Genomic DNA, 15,053 nt, shown 5'->3' on the forward strand with positions numbered 1-15,053 from the left:
CTTCCCCGCCGACACCGTCCCCCTGCCGCCCACCCCGCACTGGGACAGCTTCGACCGCGAGAGCCTCATGCGCACGTGCGAAGACCTCTTCGGTCAGGACGCCCTCGAGCGCGCCCTGGCGAACCTCGACGAATCGATGGGCGAGCAATGGTGGCCGGCCACCGCCGAGCTGGGGATCGACAGCCGGATCGCCGCGTTCATCGGACTCATCCTGGAACTGCTCCGCTCGTTCCGATCCCGGTGGGAGGGGATCCGCCGCGACCCCTCACACGCACGCCAGGTGGATGCCATCCTCCGCTCCATCGAAGGGTTGCTGCTCGCCATCATCAGCGGAAGATACGTCGACGACGCCTCCATCCGCGTCGCCGCCGCCGCTCTCCTGCTGCTCCACCGGCACGAGATCTAGTCCCGCCTACGCGCCGATACCCCGCAGCAGCACGGCCACCGTCGCATCCACCCGTCCGTCGCTCAGCGGTCGCCCCAGCAGAGCGGCATAGCTGGCCATCGCGATGAACTGATCCGCGATGGCCGCCGCATCCACATCGGCCCGCACGTCTCCGGCTTCGACCGCCCGTGCGACCCGTCCCGCGACCCACTCGCGGATCGGCGCCGCGAGCTTCTCGTTCAACGCCAGCCCGAGGTCGGGATCCGACGCGGTCACCACGATCAACGCGCGAGCAACCGCGACGCCCTCCGGATCCGCCAGCGCGGCGCTCATCGCCGAGAACCACGCCCGCAGGTCCGCCCCGAGATCGGCCGTCATCGGGACCGACACCTCGGCACCGGGCAATCCGCCTTCGAGCAGCGCCTCACCGAGGATCGCAGCCTTCGACGGCCACCACCGGTAGATCGTCTGCTTCGAGACCTCCGCAGCCTCCGCGAGCCCCTCGATGGTCACGGCGTCGTAGCCACCCGCGGCGAGCGCGCGCCGCATCGCCTCCAGCACGGATTGGCGGGCTTTTTCACTACGAGGACGAGGCACCTTCCGAGCGTACTCAGGCGTACACTGGAACATAAGTAGACGCACCGTTGCGTAACCCGAACAAGGAGAACGAGCATGGCCCTCACCGCACACTCCACCATCGGCGACTGGATGAACGACCCGACCGGCGGGCCCCTCATCCGCGGACTCTTCGAGAAGACCGGCGCCGATCCCGAGCTCCTCACCCCGGTGCTCGGACTCCCCCTTCAGCAGCTCGTCGCGATGAGCCAGGGCCAGCTCCCCCAGTCGGTCGTCGACGACCTCGTCCGCGCGGCCAACGGCGGCGAGATCCCCGAAGACGACGCCTCCGAGGGCTGGACCGAGAAGCCCACATCCGGTCGCTTCGCCGGCAAGACCGTGATCGTCACCGGCGCCGCCTCCGGGATCGGCAAGGCCACCGCCGCGCGCATCGCCCGCGAAGGCGGACGCGTGATCGCCAGCGACATCGCCGCCGAGAAGCTCGACGCGCTCAAGACCGAACTTCCGGACGCCGACATCGTCACGGTCGCGGGCGATCTCACGAAGCAGGACGCGATCGACGCCGTCCTCGCCGCCGCCGGCGACCGCATCGACGGTCTCGCCAACGTCGCCGGCATCAACGATGACTTCTCCCCCGCGGGAGAGACCCCCGACGCCGTCTGGGACCGCGTGATCGCGATCAACCTGACCGCTCCGTTCAAGCTCATGCGCGCGGTCATCCCCGTCATGGAGGCGGCCGGTCGCGGCGCGATCCTCAACGTCTCGAGCGAGGCAGGCCTGCGCGGCAACGCCTCGGGCAACGCCTACACGGCCAGCAAGCACGGCATCATCGGCGTCACCAAGTCGGCAGCCTTCATGTATGGACCGAAGGGCATCCGCGTGAACTCCGTGGCCCCGGGCGGCGTCGCGACCGGCATCCCGATGCCCCCGCACATGTCCGAGTACGGCTCCGGCCGGCTCGCCCCGTTCCAGCAGGCCATCCCGACTGTGGCGACGGCCGAGCACCTCGCGGCATCCATCACTTTCCTGCTGTCGGACGATGCCGTGAACATCAACGGTGCGATCCTCGCCTCGGACGGCGGATGGTCGGTGCAGTAAGCCGCACCCGCGAGACCGACGCCCCCGCCGACACGAAAGGCGGGGCATTCGCGTCTCGGCTAGGAGGAGCGCTTCGTCGTGAGTACTGCGGCGGTGAGAGCCGTGGCGATCAGACCGAGCAGTCCGACACTGAGCAGCACGAGTCCGGCGGGCCAGACGGCGAGCATGACCACGTCGTACATGTCATCGCCGAGCGAGTTCCACTGCTCGACCGTCCCCGTGCTCGTGAGCGCGATACCGACGATCGACGCGATCAGCGGGAGTCCCACCGCAACCGTCCAGGACCAGCGGCGGAAGATCGTCCGCTGCGCTTCCTCCGCTGAGACGGTAGTCGCATCACCCTGTGTCGCATCCATGCCTGCACCCTATCGGGGCCGGCGGCCCCGAGCCTCCCGCCCGGGCCAAACCCGCCCTACACTCGACCCATGCTGAAGCTCGCGTCGATCGTGATCCGCGTCACCGACCTCCCCGCGCAGACGCGCTTCTGGAAAGAAGCCCTCGACTACATCGAGCGCGACCCGGCGGTAGATGACTGGGTCGTGCTCAAGCCTCGCGAGGCCGAGACTCCGTGCATCTCCCTCGACGCGCACCACTCCGAGAGGGCGCTGCCGCCGCGCATGCACCTCGACATCTACGCCGACGACCAGACCGCCGAGGTCCAACGCCTCACCGGACTCGGCGCGCGTGAGGTGCACTGGGACGGCCGCCCCGCCGATGCCGACTACGTGATCATGGAAGACCCGGAAGGCAACCGCTTCTGCATCGTCGACCGTCCTGACTGGGCAGGATGGGAATCCTCGAGTTCTTCGTGAGTTCCCCTGTCAGAGCACGGGTCGCTTCCTCCGCGCCGGGGCACCTTCGCCCCAACAGCCTTAGTCGCTCGGCTCTGGACGAAAATCCCGGCGTTCCGCGATCACACGAAGAGGACCCTCCATCTGGTGGAGCCCTCTTCGTGTGGATCTGACTAGTTCAAGGGCACCGAAGTGACGTCGACGTCGCTCGAGAAGCCATAGGTCACGAGTGTCGTCGCGATGAGCCACGCGAGCGAAACTGCGATCACTGCGCACGCGATGAGAAGCAGATTCCGATCCTTCTTCGTCGGCTTCTGCGTCAGCTGGTAGATCGCCACTCCAAGCAGCGCGATCTGGAGAATCGCACCCCATGACGTTGCGAGAGTCAGCACGACTGCGCCGAGAGAAAGCCCGAGAATCCAGGGTGCCTTCGATCGTGTCGTTGTCTGGAGCATGCCCTGAGTTTAAACGTTCGTCAGGGAACCGCTAAGGGAGCGAGGGTTGCCTGACTTCGTCGTGAAGGTATGGAGTTTGTTCCAGGAAACCGGGGATCCCTTGAAGATGAAGCTCATCGTGTGACGGGCGCTGCACGTTCCTCGGCCACTCACGATGTATGAGGACTCCCTTACTGTGTCGGATACGGCGATCCCGTTGAACCAGCCCTGACAGTCAATGTTCCCCGTCACTGCCGTAGAAGTCGCGTAGTACTTGTACTCGATGACCCAGGTGCCGATCGGGATCCCTAGCATGTACGCAGTCTTGCTGTCCTTGGCGACCAAGGCGGTCGCCTTGGCTGCTCGGGCAGAACGCGACTGCTCCTCACGCGTCGGCAAAGCTACTGCACCAACCTCACTAGAGGACGACGCCTGCCACTCGATCAATGCCGCGGGATCGCTCTCCAGCGTTTCGAGGACGACATCTCGCTCCGCGGCGCTCAGCGACATGTACGCTTCGCCGATCGCAGCTTCTGTCTCTGCCGTCACATCGAGCGCTGCAGCCAACTCAAGCACGTCCTCCTGTCCAATGGAGTCAGAATCCGTACCACTAGCCAGTGCAGGTGATGCCGCGAACAGTGTCCCCACCGACAGCATTCCGACTACGGCCAAGGTGCAAATCTTCATTCGTCGCACGCTATCTCCGATCTACGCAGGCTGAATCTCAACCCGCGATGTCAACGTATCTGGAGGCACTGGAAGCGCGCTTCCCCACTTCGGTGGGCAGACGAAAGTCGAACACGCTCTGACTGATCGGGATCAACGCTGTGAAACTGATCGAGCCCGCTAGCGGCTCGGCACGGTTCGGTGGGCCACCGCTCAACCTGATGCAGAGCTACGGACGGTCGCGCTCCACCACCAACCGAACCACCGTCCCGACCACCGCGATCACGAGAGCCACGACCACCGGCAGCCACACCTCCGCGAGCACCATCGGGAACAACTGCACCGAAACCCGTGCCATCTCGGCGACATCACCGTCGAGCACCCGCATCCCGAGCCCGTACTGGATCGCCGTGAACAGCGCGGGCACCAGCCACAGCGAGAGCAGCGCCACCACCCACACCACGATCCGCGACGCCGGCCGCACCCCGCACCACACGAGTGCAGCGCCGACCACGATGGCCGGGATCCACCGCAGCAGCTCGGGCAGGAACACGGGCGGAAACACCTCGCCGGTGAAGGCCAGGAACCACCGGCCGACCCAGCTTCCGAACGGCACGGCCGCAAGCGCGACACCGAGCGCAGCGACGCCGACCGAACGGCGCGACGTCATCCGCAAGCCCAGCTGCGCCAGGAGGGCGGCCACGATCACGCCGCCCAGGAGCCCGGCGAAGTAGACCATCGCACGCGGGTCACCCCCACGGCCGAGCGCGAGCCCTTGGGCCAAGACACCGAAGCTCTGCATCATCGCGACCAGATGCACGACCGCGACGCCGAGAGCCGCCGGCCAGACGGCGACGTCGCGGCGCCGCGCGACCACGTGCACGGCGACGCCGGCGAACACCCCGCCGAGCAGCACCAGAGAGAAGAGCAGCGTCGCGAAGTACTGACTGAGCGGCAGCAGCACGAACGGCATGTCCTCCGGCATCGTCGGCGACGCCCACAGGTTCTGTAGCGGCAACGTGCCGGCGATCACCCACGGCAAGAGACCCAGCACACCACCCCCGATGCCGAGGAACAGCGGCAGAGCGCGCGACCGCTCGATCGGATCGGCAACGACGACGGGCGTTTCAGTCATAGAGAAGAACGTGTCACACGCAGACCGGGCTCCCGGGAAGACACGACCGAGTCCGCCCGGTCGGCGCCCGCACAGCTCAGCCGAAGAGCCCGGAGATCACATCGGACCGGGTCGCGCGGTGCGCGCCATCGCCTGCCGATGCGAGGAGAGAGCCGCGCGCACGGCCGAGTAGATCACCAGCCACGAGATGAGGATGCCGCTGAGGAACACGGCCGCCCAGAACAGGATGAAGAGAAGCACGTTTTCACCGAACATGGCCCCAGGATGCCCCCGAGGAGCTGCCGGATCGGTCAGACTCCCCGCATCCGCTCCAGAGCCACACGCACCAGCGCCGCATTGCTGGGCGCCGTGCTGCCATCGGGAAGGAGGAGCGTGTCTTCCAAGCCGATCCGTGAGGCCAGGCCGAGCTCGACCGCCAGATCGAACACGGTCCAGGTCGACCTCTCTTCACCGTGGAGCAGGATCGGGATGTCAGGTTCCTCCAGCCGGACATGCGCGATCATCGCCTCAGCATGCGCGCGCACCGTCTCCGCCGGCTCGTCCGGCAACTCGATCAGCACCCGCAGGCACTCGCCCCGGACGGGCGAACGCTTCCACACCTCGAATCCGGACGCATCCCACAGCCCCGCCTCCACCGCGATGCCACGATGCAGCAGCAGTGCAGCCACCTCGTCAGCACCGACCTCATGCCAGTTCACGGAGGCATGATCGGGCGCCTCCGTCCAGGACTCGATCGCGGCCAGGCGACGCTGGACATCGGGTTCCGCCCACGCCCCTGTCGTGACTCCCACCGCGACGCCGGGCTGCGCCGCGCGGACGGCTGCGACCCACCGCGAGACGTCCGGCGCTGCGAGACTGTCCTGCCCGCGCGCGTTCTTCGGGTGCACGTGCACCTCCCGCGCGCCCGCATCCACAGCCCGCGCCGCATCCTCGGCGACGACACTCGCATCCGCGCTCAACCACGGATGCTCGACCGGATCGCGGGCACCGTTGACACATGCCTGCAGCAGCATCCCTCCTTCGGACTCCTGGCGCGAAGGCGGATCCGAGGGCGCCCCGATCACCCGATCAGCTCACGCGGGTGGAGATCGTAGATGTGCGCCTCCGGCGAGGGCCCCTCCTCCGTGCGCACGGTGTGCGCGACCTGGCGCGCGACCGCCGCGCTGCGACCGACCTTCACCGCCTCGGCCTCATCTTCGAAGCTGCTGCCCAACGTCTGCGATTCACCCTCGATGCGGTTGAACCAGATGCCGTTGCGGTGGAACGTCTCGATATCGCCGGCGGCCATGCGGAATCCCTTCTCTCGCATTCCTTTCTAGGCCAGACCACCGACACCGGTAGAGCCCCTTGACACCCTCTTGACAGGAGCTCGAGGCGGAGGCCGTCAGCGCAGGAGACCGGCTTCCCGAACCGCCGCACCCATCGCCGTGACAGCCTCCGCGAGGATGGGACGGGGCGTCGCGAACACGACTCGCACATGGCTCTCCGCACCGCGCCCCAGCAGCCGTCCCTCGGTGAGCACGACCCCGGCCCGCTCACGGAAGAACTCAGCGGGCGGCCCCGGGATCCGCAGGGCAGCGGTATCGATCCAGCCGATGTATGTCGCCTCGGGAATGCGGTAAACCGCACCAGGCAGGTGTTCGTCCACCAGCGCCGCGAGCGCATGCCGCGACCCGTCGAGGTACGAGGTCACGTCCGACAGCCACGGCCCACCGTGACGGTACGCGGCGGTCGAGGCCACAACCCCCAGGGTCGACGCACCGTGCTGCACCGCGAAGCCGAACCGTCGATACCGCGCCTGGTCGGCGTCGTTCGAGGTGATCAGCTGCGCCGACTTCAGTCCGGGGATGTTCCACCCCTTCGAGGCGCTCGTCCCCGTGACGGTGTGCGCGGCGGTGGCATCCGAGATCGAGGCATACGGCACGAACGGGGCGCCGTCATAGCGGAGCGGGGCGTGGATCTCGTCCGCGAAGACCCGTCCGCCGTGCCGCTCCACCACCTCCGCGATCGCCTCGAGTTCTTTGCGACCGAGGAGCGTGCCGGTGGGATTGTGCGGATTGCAGAGCACGAGCGTGCGAGCTCCCGCGGCGAAGGCCTCGTCGATGCGCTGCAGGTCGTGCTGCCACCGCCCGTCGACCTCGACACCCGGGACCTCGATGACCGGATGGCCGATCGCCGGAAGATATGTCAGGAACGGCATGTACGCCGGAGTGGGCACGATCACGGGCGATCCCGCGGGCGCATACTCCCGCACCGCGACGCCGAGAGCCGCCATCACATCCGACACCGGGTGCACACGCTCCGGGTCGACCGCCCAGCCGTACTCGTCCTGCATCCACGCGGCGGTGGCCTCTCCGAGTCCTGCGGCCTGCGGGGGCGACAGGTAGCCGAGGTTCTCGTCATCGATCGCGCGGTGCAGCGCGTCGGCGATCTCGGGCGCGATCCCGAAGTCCATCTCCGCCACCCACGCGCCGATCCGACCGGGATGCAGGCTCCACTTGCGGCTCTGCGGACGATCGAGGTGCACTCGGGTGCGCGCATCGAACGGATGCGACGGACAGTCGTCAGGCATGGTCTCCTCCCGGGCAGGATCCGACCAATCTACGGACGGCCGCGTGCCGGTGCAGGTCAGATTTCGGTGCGTGACGACGCCCCAGGGGGAGGGGCTCGGATCTGCAGCGTTCACAACTCCGGAAGATTGCGCTCCGCTGGCGCTCAACCGGGTCCGGGAGACTCATCAGCAAGATTTCTCCTGAGTTGTGAACGCGACGCGCCGCGGCTGCCCCGCTGGTAACGTTCCCTTGATCGGCGACACCACACCTCGGAGGGCAGTGATGAGCGAACGAGCGCGCCGCCCGACCGTCAAGGAAGTCGCGACCCGAGCGGGCGTGAGCCCCATGACCGTGTCGCGCACCCTCTCCGGCGGACTCAACGTGAAGCCCGACGTGCAGCAGCGCGTCATGGAGGCCGTCGCCGAGCTCGGCTACCACCGCAACGAGAACGCCCGCAGCATCCGCCCCGGCCACAGCAGCGGACTCATCGGCGTCGCGATCACGAACATCGCCAACCCGTACTACAGCACCTTCGCGCTGGGCGTCGAGGAGGAAGCCGCCCTGACCGGTCGTCGCATCCTCCTCGGGAACACGTCCGAGGACGTCGCACGCGAGGCCGACCTCGTGGGTGACTTCCTCGGCCGCCGGGTCGACGGGCTCATCGTGGTCCCCGCCGGCACCTCGTCCGCGCACCTCGCCCATTCCCAGAGTCAGGGCGTCCCCGTGGTCCTCGCCTCCCGCCGCATCGAGGGACTCGCCGCCGACAGCGTCGTACTCGCGGACGACGACGGCGCCCACCGCGGAACGAGCGCGCTCATCGAGCACGGCCACACCCGCATCGGCTACCTCGGCAACGCGCTCTCGATCTTCACCGGTGAGCGCCGCTACGCCGGTTTCGTCCGCGCCCTGTCGGAACACGGTCTGACCGTCGACCCGGACATCGTCGCCACGAATCAGCAGACCGTCGACCAGGCCCGCGACGCCACCCGCACCCTCCTCGACGCCGCACATCCCCCCACCGCGATCTTCTGCGCCAACAACCGCAACGCGATCGGTGCCCTGAAGGAGATCAGCGCCCAGTTGAACGCCGGATCGCGCCGTGCCACCGACTTCCCGGAGATCGTGAGCTTCGATGACTTCGAGCTCGCCGAGCTCTCTCCGGTGCCGATCAGCGTGATCGACCACGACCCGCGCGAATTGGGCCGCGCCGCCACGCGTCTGCTGCTCGACCGTCTCGACGGAGGGAAGCTCGACACCCCGGCCCGTGAGATCGAGCTGCCGGTCTCACTCCGCGGCGTGCGCTGACTCCCTCCGCGCGCCTCGCACCTCGCACCTCGCACCTTCCGGATGCATGATCCCGCACCGGATGCATGAGCGTGCGCTCACACCGCGTCATGCACGCGTCCGCGAGTCATGCATCCGGCACCGAACCACCGGCATCCGGCATCCGGCACCCACACCCACCGCCACCGTCACCGCCACCGCCACCGCCACCGGCCACCGCCACCGGCCACCGGTACCGGTACCGAGGTGTTGACACCCCTCCACCGTATTGATAACGTTACCAATCATCGACGAGGAGGACCGATGGAGCTGTGCATCGACTTCGGGGGCACCGAGATCAAACTCGCCCTGATCGACGGCAGCCGTGTCGTCGCAGCACGCAGCGTCCGCATCGAAGGAACGAGCGCCGACCTCTCCGTAGCCGCCGCGGCAGCCCACCGTCTCCTCGACGAAGCCCATCGCCCCGCAGAGGCCGTCGGCATCGCGGTCCCCGGCGTCGTCGACCCGCACTCCGGGCGGATGCTGCACGCCAACGCGAAGTACGACTTCCTCCGCGACTTCGACCTGAGCACCTGGTCCCTGACCGAGTTCGGGCTCGCCGCCACGGTCGAGAACGACGCCAGGGCCGCCCTCATCGGCGAGACGTCGTCGGGCAGCGCCCCCGGAGAACGCGATGCGGTGCTCGTCACCCTCGGCACCGGGATCGGCACGGCGGCCATGATCGACGGCACACCTCTGCGCGGACGCACCGGGCACGCCGGCATCCTCGGCGGACACCTCACGGTCGACCTCGACGGGCCCCTCTGTCCGTGCGGCAACGTCGGATGCGGAGAAGCCCTCGCGAGCACGCGTGCCCTCCCGGAAGCCGTCACGATGACCGAGGTCTTCACCACCGACGCGCATGCGGCACTCCGGGTGAGGTTCCTGCACGTGTGGGGCGCGGTCGTCACGTCGCTCGTGCATTCCTACGACCCGGCCGTGGTGATCCTCTCCGGCGGGATCCTCCGTGCAGGAGACGCGGTCCGTGCGCCGATCGAAGCCCACGTCCGCACACACCTCTGGCCCTCGATCACGCCCCCGCGCTTCGTCGTCCCGCCGGAGCCCGAGCTCTCGGTAGCCCGCGGACTCAGCGTCCTGGCCCGTTCGACGACCACCCACACCGCAACACCGCAGGAGGAAAAGTGACCACCCCGATCAGCGACATGCACGAAGGGCACACGACCCGAGGTCGCTACGACACCCAGCCCACCGTGGCCCTGCCGGAGGGCGAGCGCATCCTGCGCGGCGGCGAGGGCTGGGAAGCAGCGGCCGAGCTCGCCGAAGCCTGTGCGCGCGTGACCGGCACCGCCCCCGTGCTCCTCGTGGACACGTACCCGGGCGTCGACCTCCCGACCCTGACGGCACAGGTGCGATCCGCCCTGCCGGAGTGGACCGTGCAGGATGTCGAGACCGCCGCTCGCCCGGTCGCCGAGGTCGAACAGCTGATCGCACCGAACCTCACCGACGACCGGGTCTTCGGCGTCATGAGCCACTTCACCCTCGCCGAGTTCTACGACGCCGCGCAGCTCGACGCCCTCGCCGCCGGCATCTCGCAGACCCCGACGGTCGTGATCGGCTGGGGCGCCGCTCTCCTGGCGTCGCGCCTGGACGGCTCCGCCGCGACGGTGCTCGTCGACATGGCCCGCTGGGAGATCCAGCTGCGCCAGCGCAAGGGTGCCACCAACTGGCGCGCCGACAACGCGGCGGAAGACAACCTGCGCAAGTACAAGCGCGGCTTCTTCGTGGAGTGGCGCGTCGCCGACCGCCACAAGCGCAGCCTCTTCGAGACACTCGACTTCGTGCTCGACGGCAACGCGATCGCCCCGGCCGAGCCGCATCCGGACTCCCCGGAGGCGGGCATGATCACGGGCACCGCCTTCCGGCAGGCGCTGAAGGATGCCGCGTCCCGGCCGTTCCGCGTCGTGCCGTTCTTCGACCCCGGCGTCTGGGGCGGGCAGTGGATGAAGAACCTCATCGGCCTCGACCCGTCGAAGGACAACTACGCGTGGTGCTTCGACTGCGTCCCCGAGGAGAACTCGCTGCTGCTCGAAGGCGAGGGCGGAGTGGTCGAGATCCCCGCGCTCGACCTGGTGTTCAGCCGCCCGGTCGATCTGCTCGGCGCGAAGACCTTCTCCCGCTTCGGCGCGGAGTTCCCGATCCGCTTCGACTTCCTCGACACGATGGACGGCGGCAACCTCAGCCTGCAGGTGCATCCGCTGACCGACTACATCCAGAACACGTTCGGCATGCACTACACGCAGGACGAGAGCTACTACATGCTCGACGTCGGCGACGACGCCGTGGTCTACCTGGGCACGAAGGAGGGCATCGACCGCGCCGAGATGCTGCAGGACCTGGCCACCGCGCAGGACGGCGAGCACCCCTTCCCGGCGGAGAAGTACGTCAACTCCTTCCCGGCCCGCAAGCACGACCACTTCGCGATCCCGGCGGGCACCATCCACTGCTCGGGCGCGAACTCGATGGTTCTCGAGATCTCGGCGACGCCGTTCATCTTCACCTTCAAGCTCTGGGACTGGGGCCGTGTCGGCCTCGACGGCGTGCCTCGTCCCGTGCACCTCGACCACGGCGCCCGCAACATCCAATGGGACCGCGACACGACGTGGGTCGGCGACAACCTCCTCGACCAGGTCGAGACCATCCGCACCGACGGTGACGTCATCGAGGAGAGCACCGGCCTGCACGAACTGGAGTTCATCGAGGTGCGCCGGCACTGGTTCGAACAGGGCGCCGACCACGACACCGAGGGCACGGTCAACGTACTCAACCTGGTGGAGGGGGACGAGGTGCGCGTGGTGAGCCCGACCGACGCCTTCGCACCCTTCGTGATCCACTACGCCGAGACGTTCATCGTCCCGGCAGCGGTGGGAGCGTACCGGATCGAACGGACCGAGAACTCGCGCAGCGCCCGCTTCGCGACCGTCAAGGCCTACGTGCGCGGCTCGCGCACGAGTGACAACTGAACACCGCGCACCATGCAGCATCCACCGCCGGGGACTCCCACCACAGGAATCCCTTGCACCGCATCCATCACCTTGGTAGCGTGAATCCAGATTTCTGGTAACGATACCAAACGAACAAGGGAGTTCTGAATGATTTCGCGACGCACGATCGCCGCAGCCGCGGCCGGTCTCCTCCTCGGCACCCTGGCGCTCGCCGGGTGCGCCGGCGACTCCGGTTCCGGAGAGGCCGGAGAGGTGACCGGCACGCTCAACTTCTACACCGACAAGGCAGCGTGGAAGCCCGACTTCGAGTCGCTCAACGAGGTCAGCGGCGACGCCGTCGACATCACGCTGAAGACCACCGGGTACTCCGACGCCAACCAGTACGACGCCTTCATCAAGCAGTCGTTCCGCACCGACAAGTCACCCGGCCTGTTCACCTGGCACACCGGCGACTCGCTCACGCAGCTGGTCGACGAGGGACTGGTCGCCGAGACCACCGACATCTGGTCCCAGGCCGTCGACGAGGGCTGGGTGAGCGAAGACCTGCGCGACAGCTACACCTTCGACGGCAAGCAGTACTGCGTGCCGATGAACATCGCCTACTGGATCATGTTCTACAACAAGGCCGCCTTCGCCGACAACGGCGTCGAGGTGCCCACCACCTGGGACGAGCTGAACACCACCGCCGAGACGCTGAAGGAGGCCGGGGTCACGCCGTACTACCAGACCAGCGTGCTGTTCACCTTCCAGTGGTTCCAGCACCTGGTCGCCTCCACCGATCCCGACCTGTACGCCGGGCTCACCACGGGCGACGTCAAGTACACCGACCCCGAGATCGTCGACATCATGAACGTGTGGCTCGACGAGCAGAAGGCCGGCTGGTTCAGCGACGCGGGGAGCACGACCGACCCCGCCGTCGGCCTCAAGCAGGGCGACTACGCCATGATCAACTTCGGCACGTTCTTCGCGGGCAACCTCGAGGGCGCCGGCATGACCACCGATGACTACGGGATGTTCGCGATCCCGGCCGTCAACGACAGCCTCGACACCACTCCGGTGGCGGTCGAGTCCGGTCCGATCTGCACGGCCGAGAACTCGAAGCAGCGCGACCTCGGTCTCGCCTACGCCGAGTGGTGGATGTCACCCGATGCCCAGACGGCCTGGAACGATGCGCACGGCGACGTCGCGTTCAACCCGAAGGCCACGGTGTCCGACCCCGCCCTGGCCGAGATCGGGGAGCAGATCGCCGGCGACGGCTATTCGCTCTACGACCGGTTCTTCGAAGCCATGCCCACCGAGATCGTGACCACCGCGATCGAGCAGTTCGGTGCCTTCAACGCCAACCCCGGTGACCCGATGCCGTTCCTGGAGAAGATCCAGGCCACGGCGGACAAGTACTGGGCAGAGCAGGAGTAAGCGAGCGGATGGCGCACCAGAAGACGCCGTACCAGTGGTCCGCCCGGGGCTTCGTCGCCCCGGGCGTGATCCTGGTCGCAGTCCTGCTCTACCTCCCGCTGCTGTGGACGGTGTTCCTCAGCTTCACGAAGTACAACGGGCTCGGCAGCCCGACCTGGATCGGCCTCGACAACTATGTCGAGATGTTCACCGACGGCGACTTCGTGGGCTCGGCCCTGAACACCGTGCTCTGGGTGATCGGCACCCTGATCATCCCGGTCGGCATCGGTCTCGCGATCGCTCTGCTCACCTGGAACCTCGGCGGCGGCATCTGGCTGCGCCTCCCCTTCCTCATCCCCTACGCCCTCTCCGGCATCGGCGTCGGCGTGGTGTGGTCGTTCATCCTCTCCTCGGGCGGCGCGCTCGACCAGGCGCTCGCGGCGTTCGGCATCACGGACCCGCCCCGATGGCTGCTGGATGCTCCGCTCAACACGATCGTCATGATCATCGCCTCCTCGTGGCAGGGCGTCGGCGTGAACGCGCTGCTGTTCACCATCGGACTGCAGGCGATCCCGAAGGAGCCGCTGGAGGCCGCACGCATCGACGGCGCCGGGGGTCCGCGCCTGTTCACCAGCATCCTGTGGCCGATGCTGCGTCCGCTCACCGCGGTCGTCGTCGGACTTTCGATCGTCGCGAGCCTCAAGACCTTCGACATCGTCTGGGGCATGACCAAGGGCGGACCGGGCACGGTCTCGGAGACCCTGGCGCTGACCATGTACAAGGAGACCTTCGTGAACAGCGACTACGGACTCGGATCCGCGATCGCCGTGTTCCTGACGGTCATCACCCTGATCGCCTCGGTGCTGTACCTGCGCCAGCAGCTCTCCCCGAAGAAGGAGATGTGATGTCGAAGATCATCAGAACGGCCGTGCTCGTCCTCCTGGGGATCGTGTGGCTGCTGCCGGCGTACCTCCTCGTGGTGAATGCGATGAAGGACCCGCTGACCTTCACGTCGAAGGAGTCGTGGATCCCGACCGACTTCCACTTGTTCGAGAACTTCGGCCAGGCGCTGGAGCTCTCGGGCATCGGCGACAGCATCGTGAGCACCCTCATCTACTCGATCGTCTCGCCGACCATCGCGGTGCTCGTCGGTGCCGCCGCCGGGTTCGCGATCGTGGCCCTGCGGCTCAAGCGCGGCTTCCTCTGGTTCGTCGTGATCTTCGGCGGAACCGTGTTCCCGCTGCAGATGGTGCTGCTGCCGCTGTTCGACGCGTACTCCCGCACCGGCCTGTTCGACACCCGCCTGGGGATGATCATGATCTACACCGTGATCTCGATCCCGTTCTCGGCGTTCGTGATGCGCAACTTCTTCACCGGCGTCGCGCACAACGTGTTCGAGGCCGCGGTGCTCGACGGCGCCACCACCTGGCGCATCTTCACGCGCATGTACCTGCCGATGGCGTCGAGCGCCCTCGTGGCGATCTTCATCCTGCAGGCGACCTTCGTGTGGAACGACCTGCTGCTCGGCCTCACGCTCAGCCAGTCCGACGACATCCGCCCCATCATCACGACCCTGTCCGGCATGCAGAGCACCTACGGCGGTGCGCAGATGTCGGTCGTGCTCGCCGCGGCCGTGCTCGTCTCCCTCCCCACCGTGGTGCTGTTCCTGTGCACGCAGCGGTTCTTCGCCAAGGGCCTCGCGCTCGGGCAGTACTGACCCCACACGCTTCCCGCC

General features: G+C 67.5%; 18 protein-coding genes. 9 read left to right on the forward strand and 9 right to left on the reverse strand.

All coding sequences use genetic code 11. The annotated features are described in order from the left end of the window. On the forward strand, positions 1 to 406 hold a 406-nt coding region (locus tag L978_RS18975; protein ID WP_047523655.1), incomplete at its 5' end, for a hypothetical protein. 6 nt (positions 407 to 412) lie between these two features. Here the strand turns inward: L978_RS18975 and L978_RS13075 are convergent. Beyond that, positions 413 to 982: a TetR/AcrR family transcriptional regulator gene (locus tag L978_RS13075; protein WP_231555066.1), complete on the reverse strand. Its 570-nt coding sequence runs from the start codon at positions 980 to 982 to the stop codon at positions 413 to 415. A gap of 75 nt (positions 983 to 1,057) precedes the next feature. Between L978_RS13075 and L978_RS13080 the strand changes: the two genes are divergently transcribed. Beyond that, positions 1,058 to 2,059: an SDR family NAD(P)-dependent oxidoreductase gene (locus L978_RS13080; protein ID WP_047523662.1), complete on the forward strand. Its 1,002-nt coding sequence runs from the start codon at positions 1,058 to 1,060 to the stop codon at positions 2,057 to 2,059. Positions 2,060 to 2,118: 59 nt separating this feature from the next. Here L978_RS13080 and L978_RS13085 read toward each other — a convergent pair whose 3' ends face one another. Then, the gene (locus tag L978_RS13085) at positions 2,119 to 2,415 is read right to left on the reverse strand and encodes a hypothetical protein (RefSeq protein ID WP_047523665.1); all 297 of its coding nucleotides are present in this window, start codon (positions 2,413 to 2,415) and stop codon (positions 2,119 to 2,121) included. A 69-nt stretch (positions 2,416 to 2,484) separates the two neighbouring features. Between L978_RS13085 and L978_RS13090 the strand changes: the two genes are divergently transcribed. Further along, positions 2,485 to 2,871, forward strand: coding sequence for a VOC family protein (locus L978_RS13090; RefSeq protein ID WP_047523667.1), 387 nt, complete (start codon positions 2,485 to 2,487; stop codon positions 2,869 to 2,871). Between the two features lie 152 nt (positions 2,872 to 3,023). Here the strand turns inward: L978_RS13090 and L978_RS13095 are convergent, their stop codons facing one another. The 7 genes from L978_RS13095 to L978_RS13120 form a co-directional block, all read right to left on the reverse strand. After that, positions 3,024 to 3,305 (reverse strand): hypothetical protein, encoded by a 282-nt coding sequence (locus tag L978_RS13095; protein WP_047523669.1) that lies wholly within the window; start codon positions 3,303 to 3,305, stop codon positions 3,024 to 3,026. Positions 3,306 to 3,314: 9 nt separating this feature from the next. Continuing rightward, a complete protein-coding gene (locus tag L978_RS13100) occupies positions 3,315 to 3,971 on the reverse strand; it encodes a hypothetical protein (protein ID WP_156118293.1) in 657 nt (218 codons plus the stop codon). Between the two features lie 208 nt (positions 3,972 to 4,179). After that, positions 4,180 to 5,085, reverse strand: coding sequence for a hypothetical protein (locus tag L978_RS13105; protein ID WP_052193707.1), 906 nt, complete (start codon positions 5,083 to 5,085; stop codon positions 4,180 to 4,182). Positions 5,086 to 5,181: 96 nt separating this feature from the next. Beyond that, on the reverse strand, positions 5,182 to 5,340 hold the full coding sequence (locus L978_RS18790; RefSeq protein WP_156118294.1) for a hypothetical protein: 159 nt from the start codon (positions 5,338 to 5,340) through the stop codon (positions 5,182 to 5,184). Positions 5,341 to 5,375: 35 nt separating this feature from the next. Further along, positions 5,376 to 6,098 carry a 3-keto-5-aminohexanoate cleavage protein gene (locus L978_RS13110; RefSeq protein ID WP_047523671.1) on the reverse strand — a complete coding sequence of 241 codons (723 nt, stop codon included), beginning with the start codon at positions 6,096 to 6,098 and terminating at the stop codon, positions 5,376 to 5,378. A gap of 47 nt (positions 6,099 to 6,145) precedes the next feature. Next, a complete protein-coding gene (locus tag L978_RS13115; RefSeq protein WP_047523674.1) occupies positions 6,146 to 6,373 on the reverse strand; it encodes a hypothetical protein in 228 nt (75 codons plus the stop codon). Positions 6,374 to 6,469: 96 nt separating this feature from the next. Continuing rightward, complete coding sequence (locus tag L978_RS13120) at positions 6,470 to 7,657, reverse strand: MalY/PatB family protein (protein WP_047523675.1); 1,188 nt, start codon at positions 7,655 to 7,657, stop codon at positions 6,470 to 6,472. 262 nt (positions 7,658 to 7,919) lie between these two features. On the opposite strand from L978_RS13120, the gene L978_RS13125 reads away from it, so the two are divergent. The 6 genes from L978_RS13125 (at position 7,920) to L978_RS13150 (ending at position 15,035) form a co-directional block, all read left to right on the forward strand. Then, entirely contained in the window at positions 7,920 to 8,942 is a 1,023-nt protein-coding gene (locus L978_RS13125; RefSeq protein WP_047523676.1) for a LacI family DNA-binding transcriptional regulator, read from the forward strand. A 282-nt stretch (positions 8,943 to 9,224) separates the two neighbouring features. Continuing rightward, positions 9,225 to 10,106 (forward strand): ROK family protein, encoded by an 882-nt coding sequence (locus L978_RS13130; protein WP_047523677.1) that lies wholly within the window; start codon positions 9,225 to 9,227, stop codon positions 10,104 to 10,106. Further along, positions 10,103 to 11,941: a class I mannose-6-phosphate isomerase gene (locus L978_RS13135; RefSeq protein WP_081997052.1), complete on the forward strand. Its 1,839-nt coding sequence runs from the start codon at positions 10,103 to 10,105 to the stop codon at positions 11,939 to 11,941. Before L978_RS13130 ends, L978_RS13135 begins: the two co-directional genes overlap by 4 nt. A gap of 129 nt (positions 11,942 to 12,070) precedes the next feature. Further along, the gene (locus L978_RS13140; RefSeq protein WP_047523678.1) at positions 12,071 to 13,339 is read left to right on the forward strand and encodes an ABC transporter substrate-binding protein; all 1,269 of its coding nucleotides are present in this window, start codon (positions 12,071 to 12,073) and stop codon (positions 13,337 to 13,339) included. An 8-nt stretch (positions 13,340 to 13,347) separates the two neighbouring features. Continuing rightward, positions 13,348 to 14,223 carry a carbohydrate ABC transporter permease gene (locus L978_RS13145; protein ID WP_047523679.1) on the forward strand — a complete coding sequence of 292 codons (876 nt, stop codon included), beginning with the start codon at positions 13,348 to 13,350 and terminating at the stop codon, positions 14,221 to 14,223. Next, positions 14,223 to 15,035 (forward strand): carbohydrate ABC transporter permease, encoded by an 813-nt coding sequence (locus tag L978_RS13150; RefSeq protein ID WP_047523681.1) that lies wholly within the window; start codon positions 14,223 to 14,225, stop codon positions 15,033 to 15,035. Before L978_RS13145 ends, L978_RS13150 begins: the two co-directional genes overlap by 1 nt. Positions 15,036 to 15,053: the final 18 nt, after the last annotated feature.

The organism is Microbacterium sp. ZOR0019 (genome assembly GCF_000800925.1).
In the GTDB taxonomy this organism is placed as follows: Bacteria; Actinomycetota; Actinomycetes; order Actinomycetales; family Microbacteriaceae; genus Microbacterium; species Microbacterium aurugineum.

Excerpts from the sequence above, each read along its gene's own strand:
- L978_RS13130 (WP_047523677.1), top strand. The coding sequence starts at position 9,225 with ATGGAGCTGTGCATCGACTTCGGGGGCACCGAGATCAAACTCGCCCTG.
- L978_RS13120 (WP_047523675.1), bottom strand. The coding sequence starts at position 7,657 with ATGCCTGACGACTGTCCGTCGCATCCGTTCGATGCGCGCACCCGAGTG.
- L978_RS13090 (WP_047523667.1), top strand. The coding sequence starts at position 2,485 with ATGCTGAAGCTCGCGTCGATCGTGATCCGCGTCACCGACCTCCCCGCG.
- L978_RS13145 (WP_047523679.1), top strand. The coding sequence starts at position 13,348 with ATGGCGCACCAGAAGACGCCGTACCAGTGGTCCGCCCGGGGCTTCGTC.
- L978_RS13085 (WP_047523665.1), bottom strand. The coding sequence starts at position 2,415 with ATGGATGCGACACAGGGTGATGCGACTACCGTCTCAGCGGAGGAAGCG.
- L978_RS13140 (WP_047523678.1), top strand. The coding sequence starts at position 12,071 with ATGATTTCGCGACGCACGATCGCCGCAGCCGCGGCCGGTCTCCTCCTC.
- L978_RS13105 (WP_052193707.1), bottom strand. The coding sequence starts at position 5,085 with ATGACTGAAACGCCCGTCGTCGTTGCCGATCCGATCGAGCGGTCGCGC.
- L978_RS13125 (WP_047523676.1), top strand. The coding sequence starts at position 7,920 with ATGAGCGAACGAGCGCGCCGCCCGACCGTCAAGGAAGTCGCGACCCGA.
- L978_RS18790 (WP_156118294.1), bottom strand. The coding sequence starts at position 5,340 with ATGTTCGGTGAAAACGTGCTTCTCTTCATCCTGTTCTGGGCGGCCGTG.
- L978_RS13080 (WP_047523662.1), top strand. The coding sequence starts at position 1,058 with ATGGCCCTCACCGCACACTCCACCATCGGCGACTGGATGAACGACCCG.
- L978_RS13150 (WP_047523681.1), top strand. The coding sequence starts at position 14,223 with ATGTCGAAGATCATCAGAACGGCCGTGCTCGTCCTCCTGGGGATCGTG.
- L978_RS13110 (WP_047523671.1), bottom strand. The coding sequence starts at position 6,098 with ATGCTGCTGCAGGCATGTGTCAACGGTGCCCGCGATCCGGTCGAGCAT.
- L978_RS13100 (WP_156118293.1), bottom strand. The coding sequence starts at position 3,971 with ATGAAGATTTGCACCTTGGCCGTAGTCGGAATGCTGTCGGTGGGGACA.
- L978_RS13095 (WP_047523669.1), bottom strand. The coding sequence starts at position 3,305 with ATGCTCCAGACAACGACACGATCGAAGGCACCCTGGATTCTCGGGCTT.
- L978_RS13115 (WP_047523674.1), bottom strand. The coding sequence starts at position 6,373 with ATGGCCGCCGGCGATATCGAGACGTTCCACCGCAACGGCATCTGGTTC.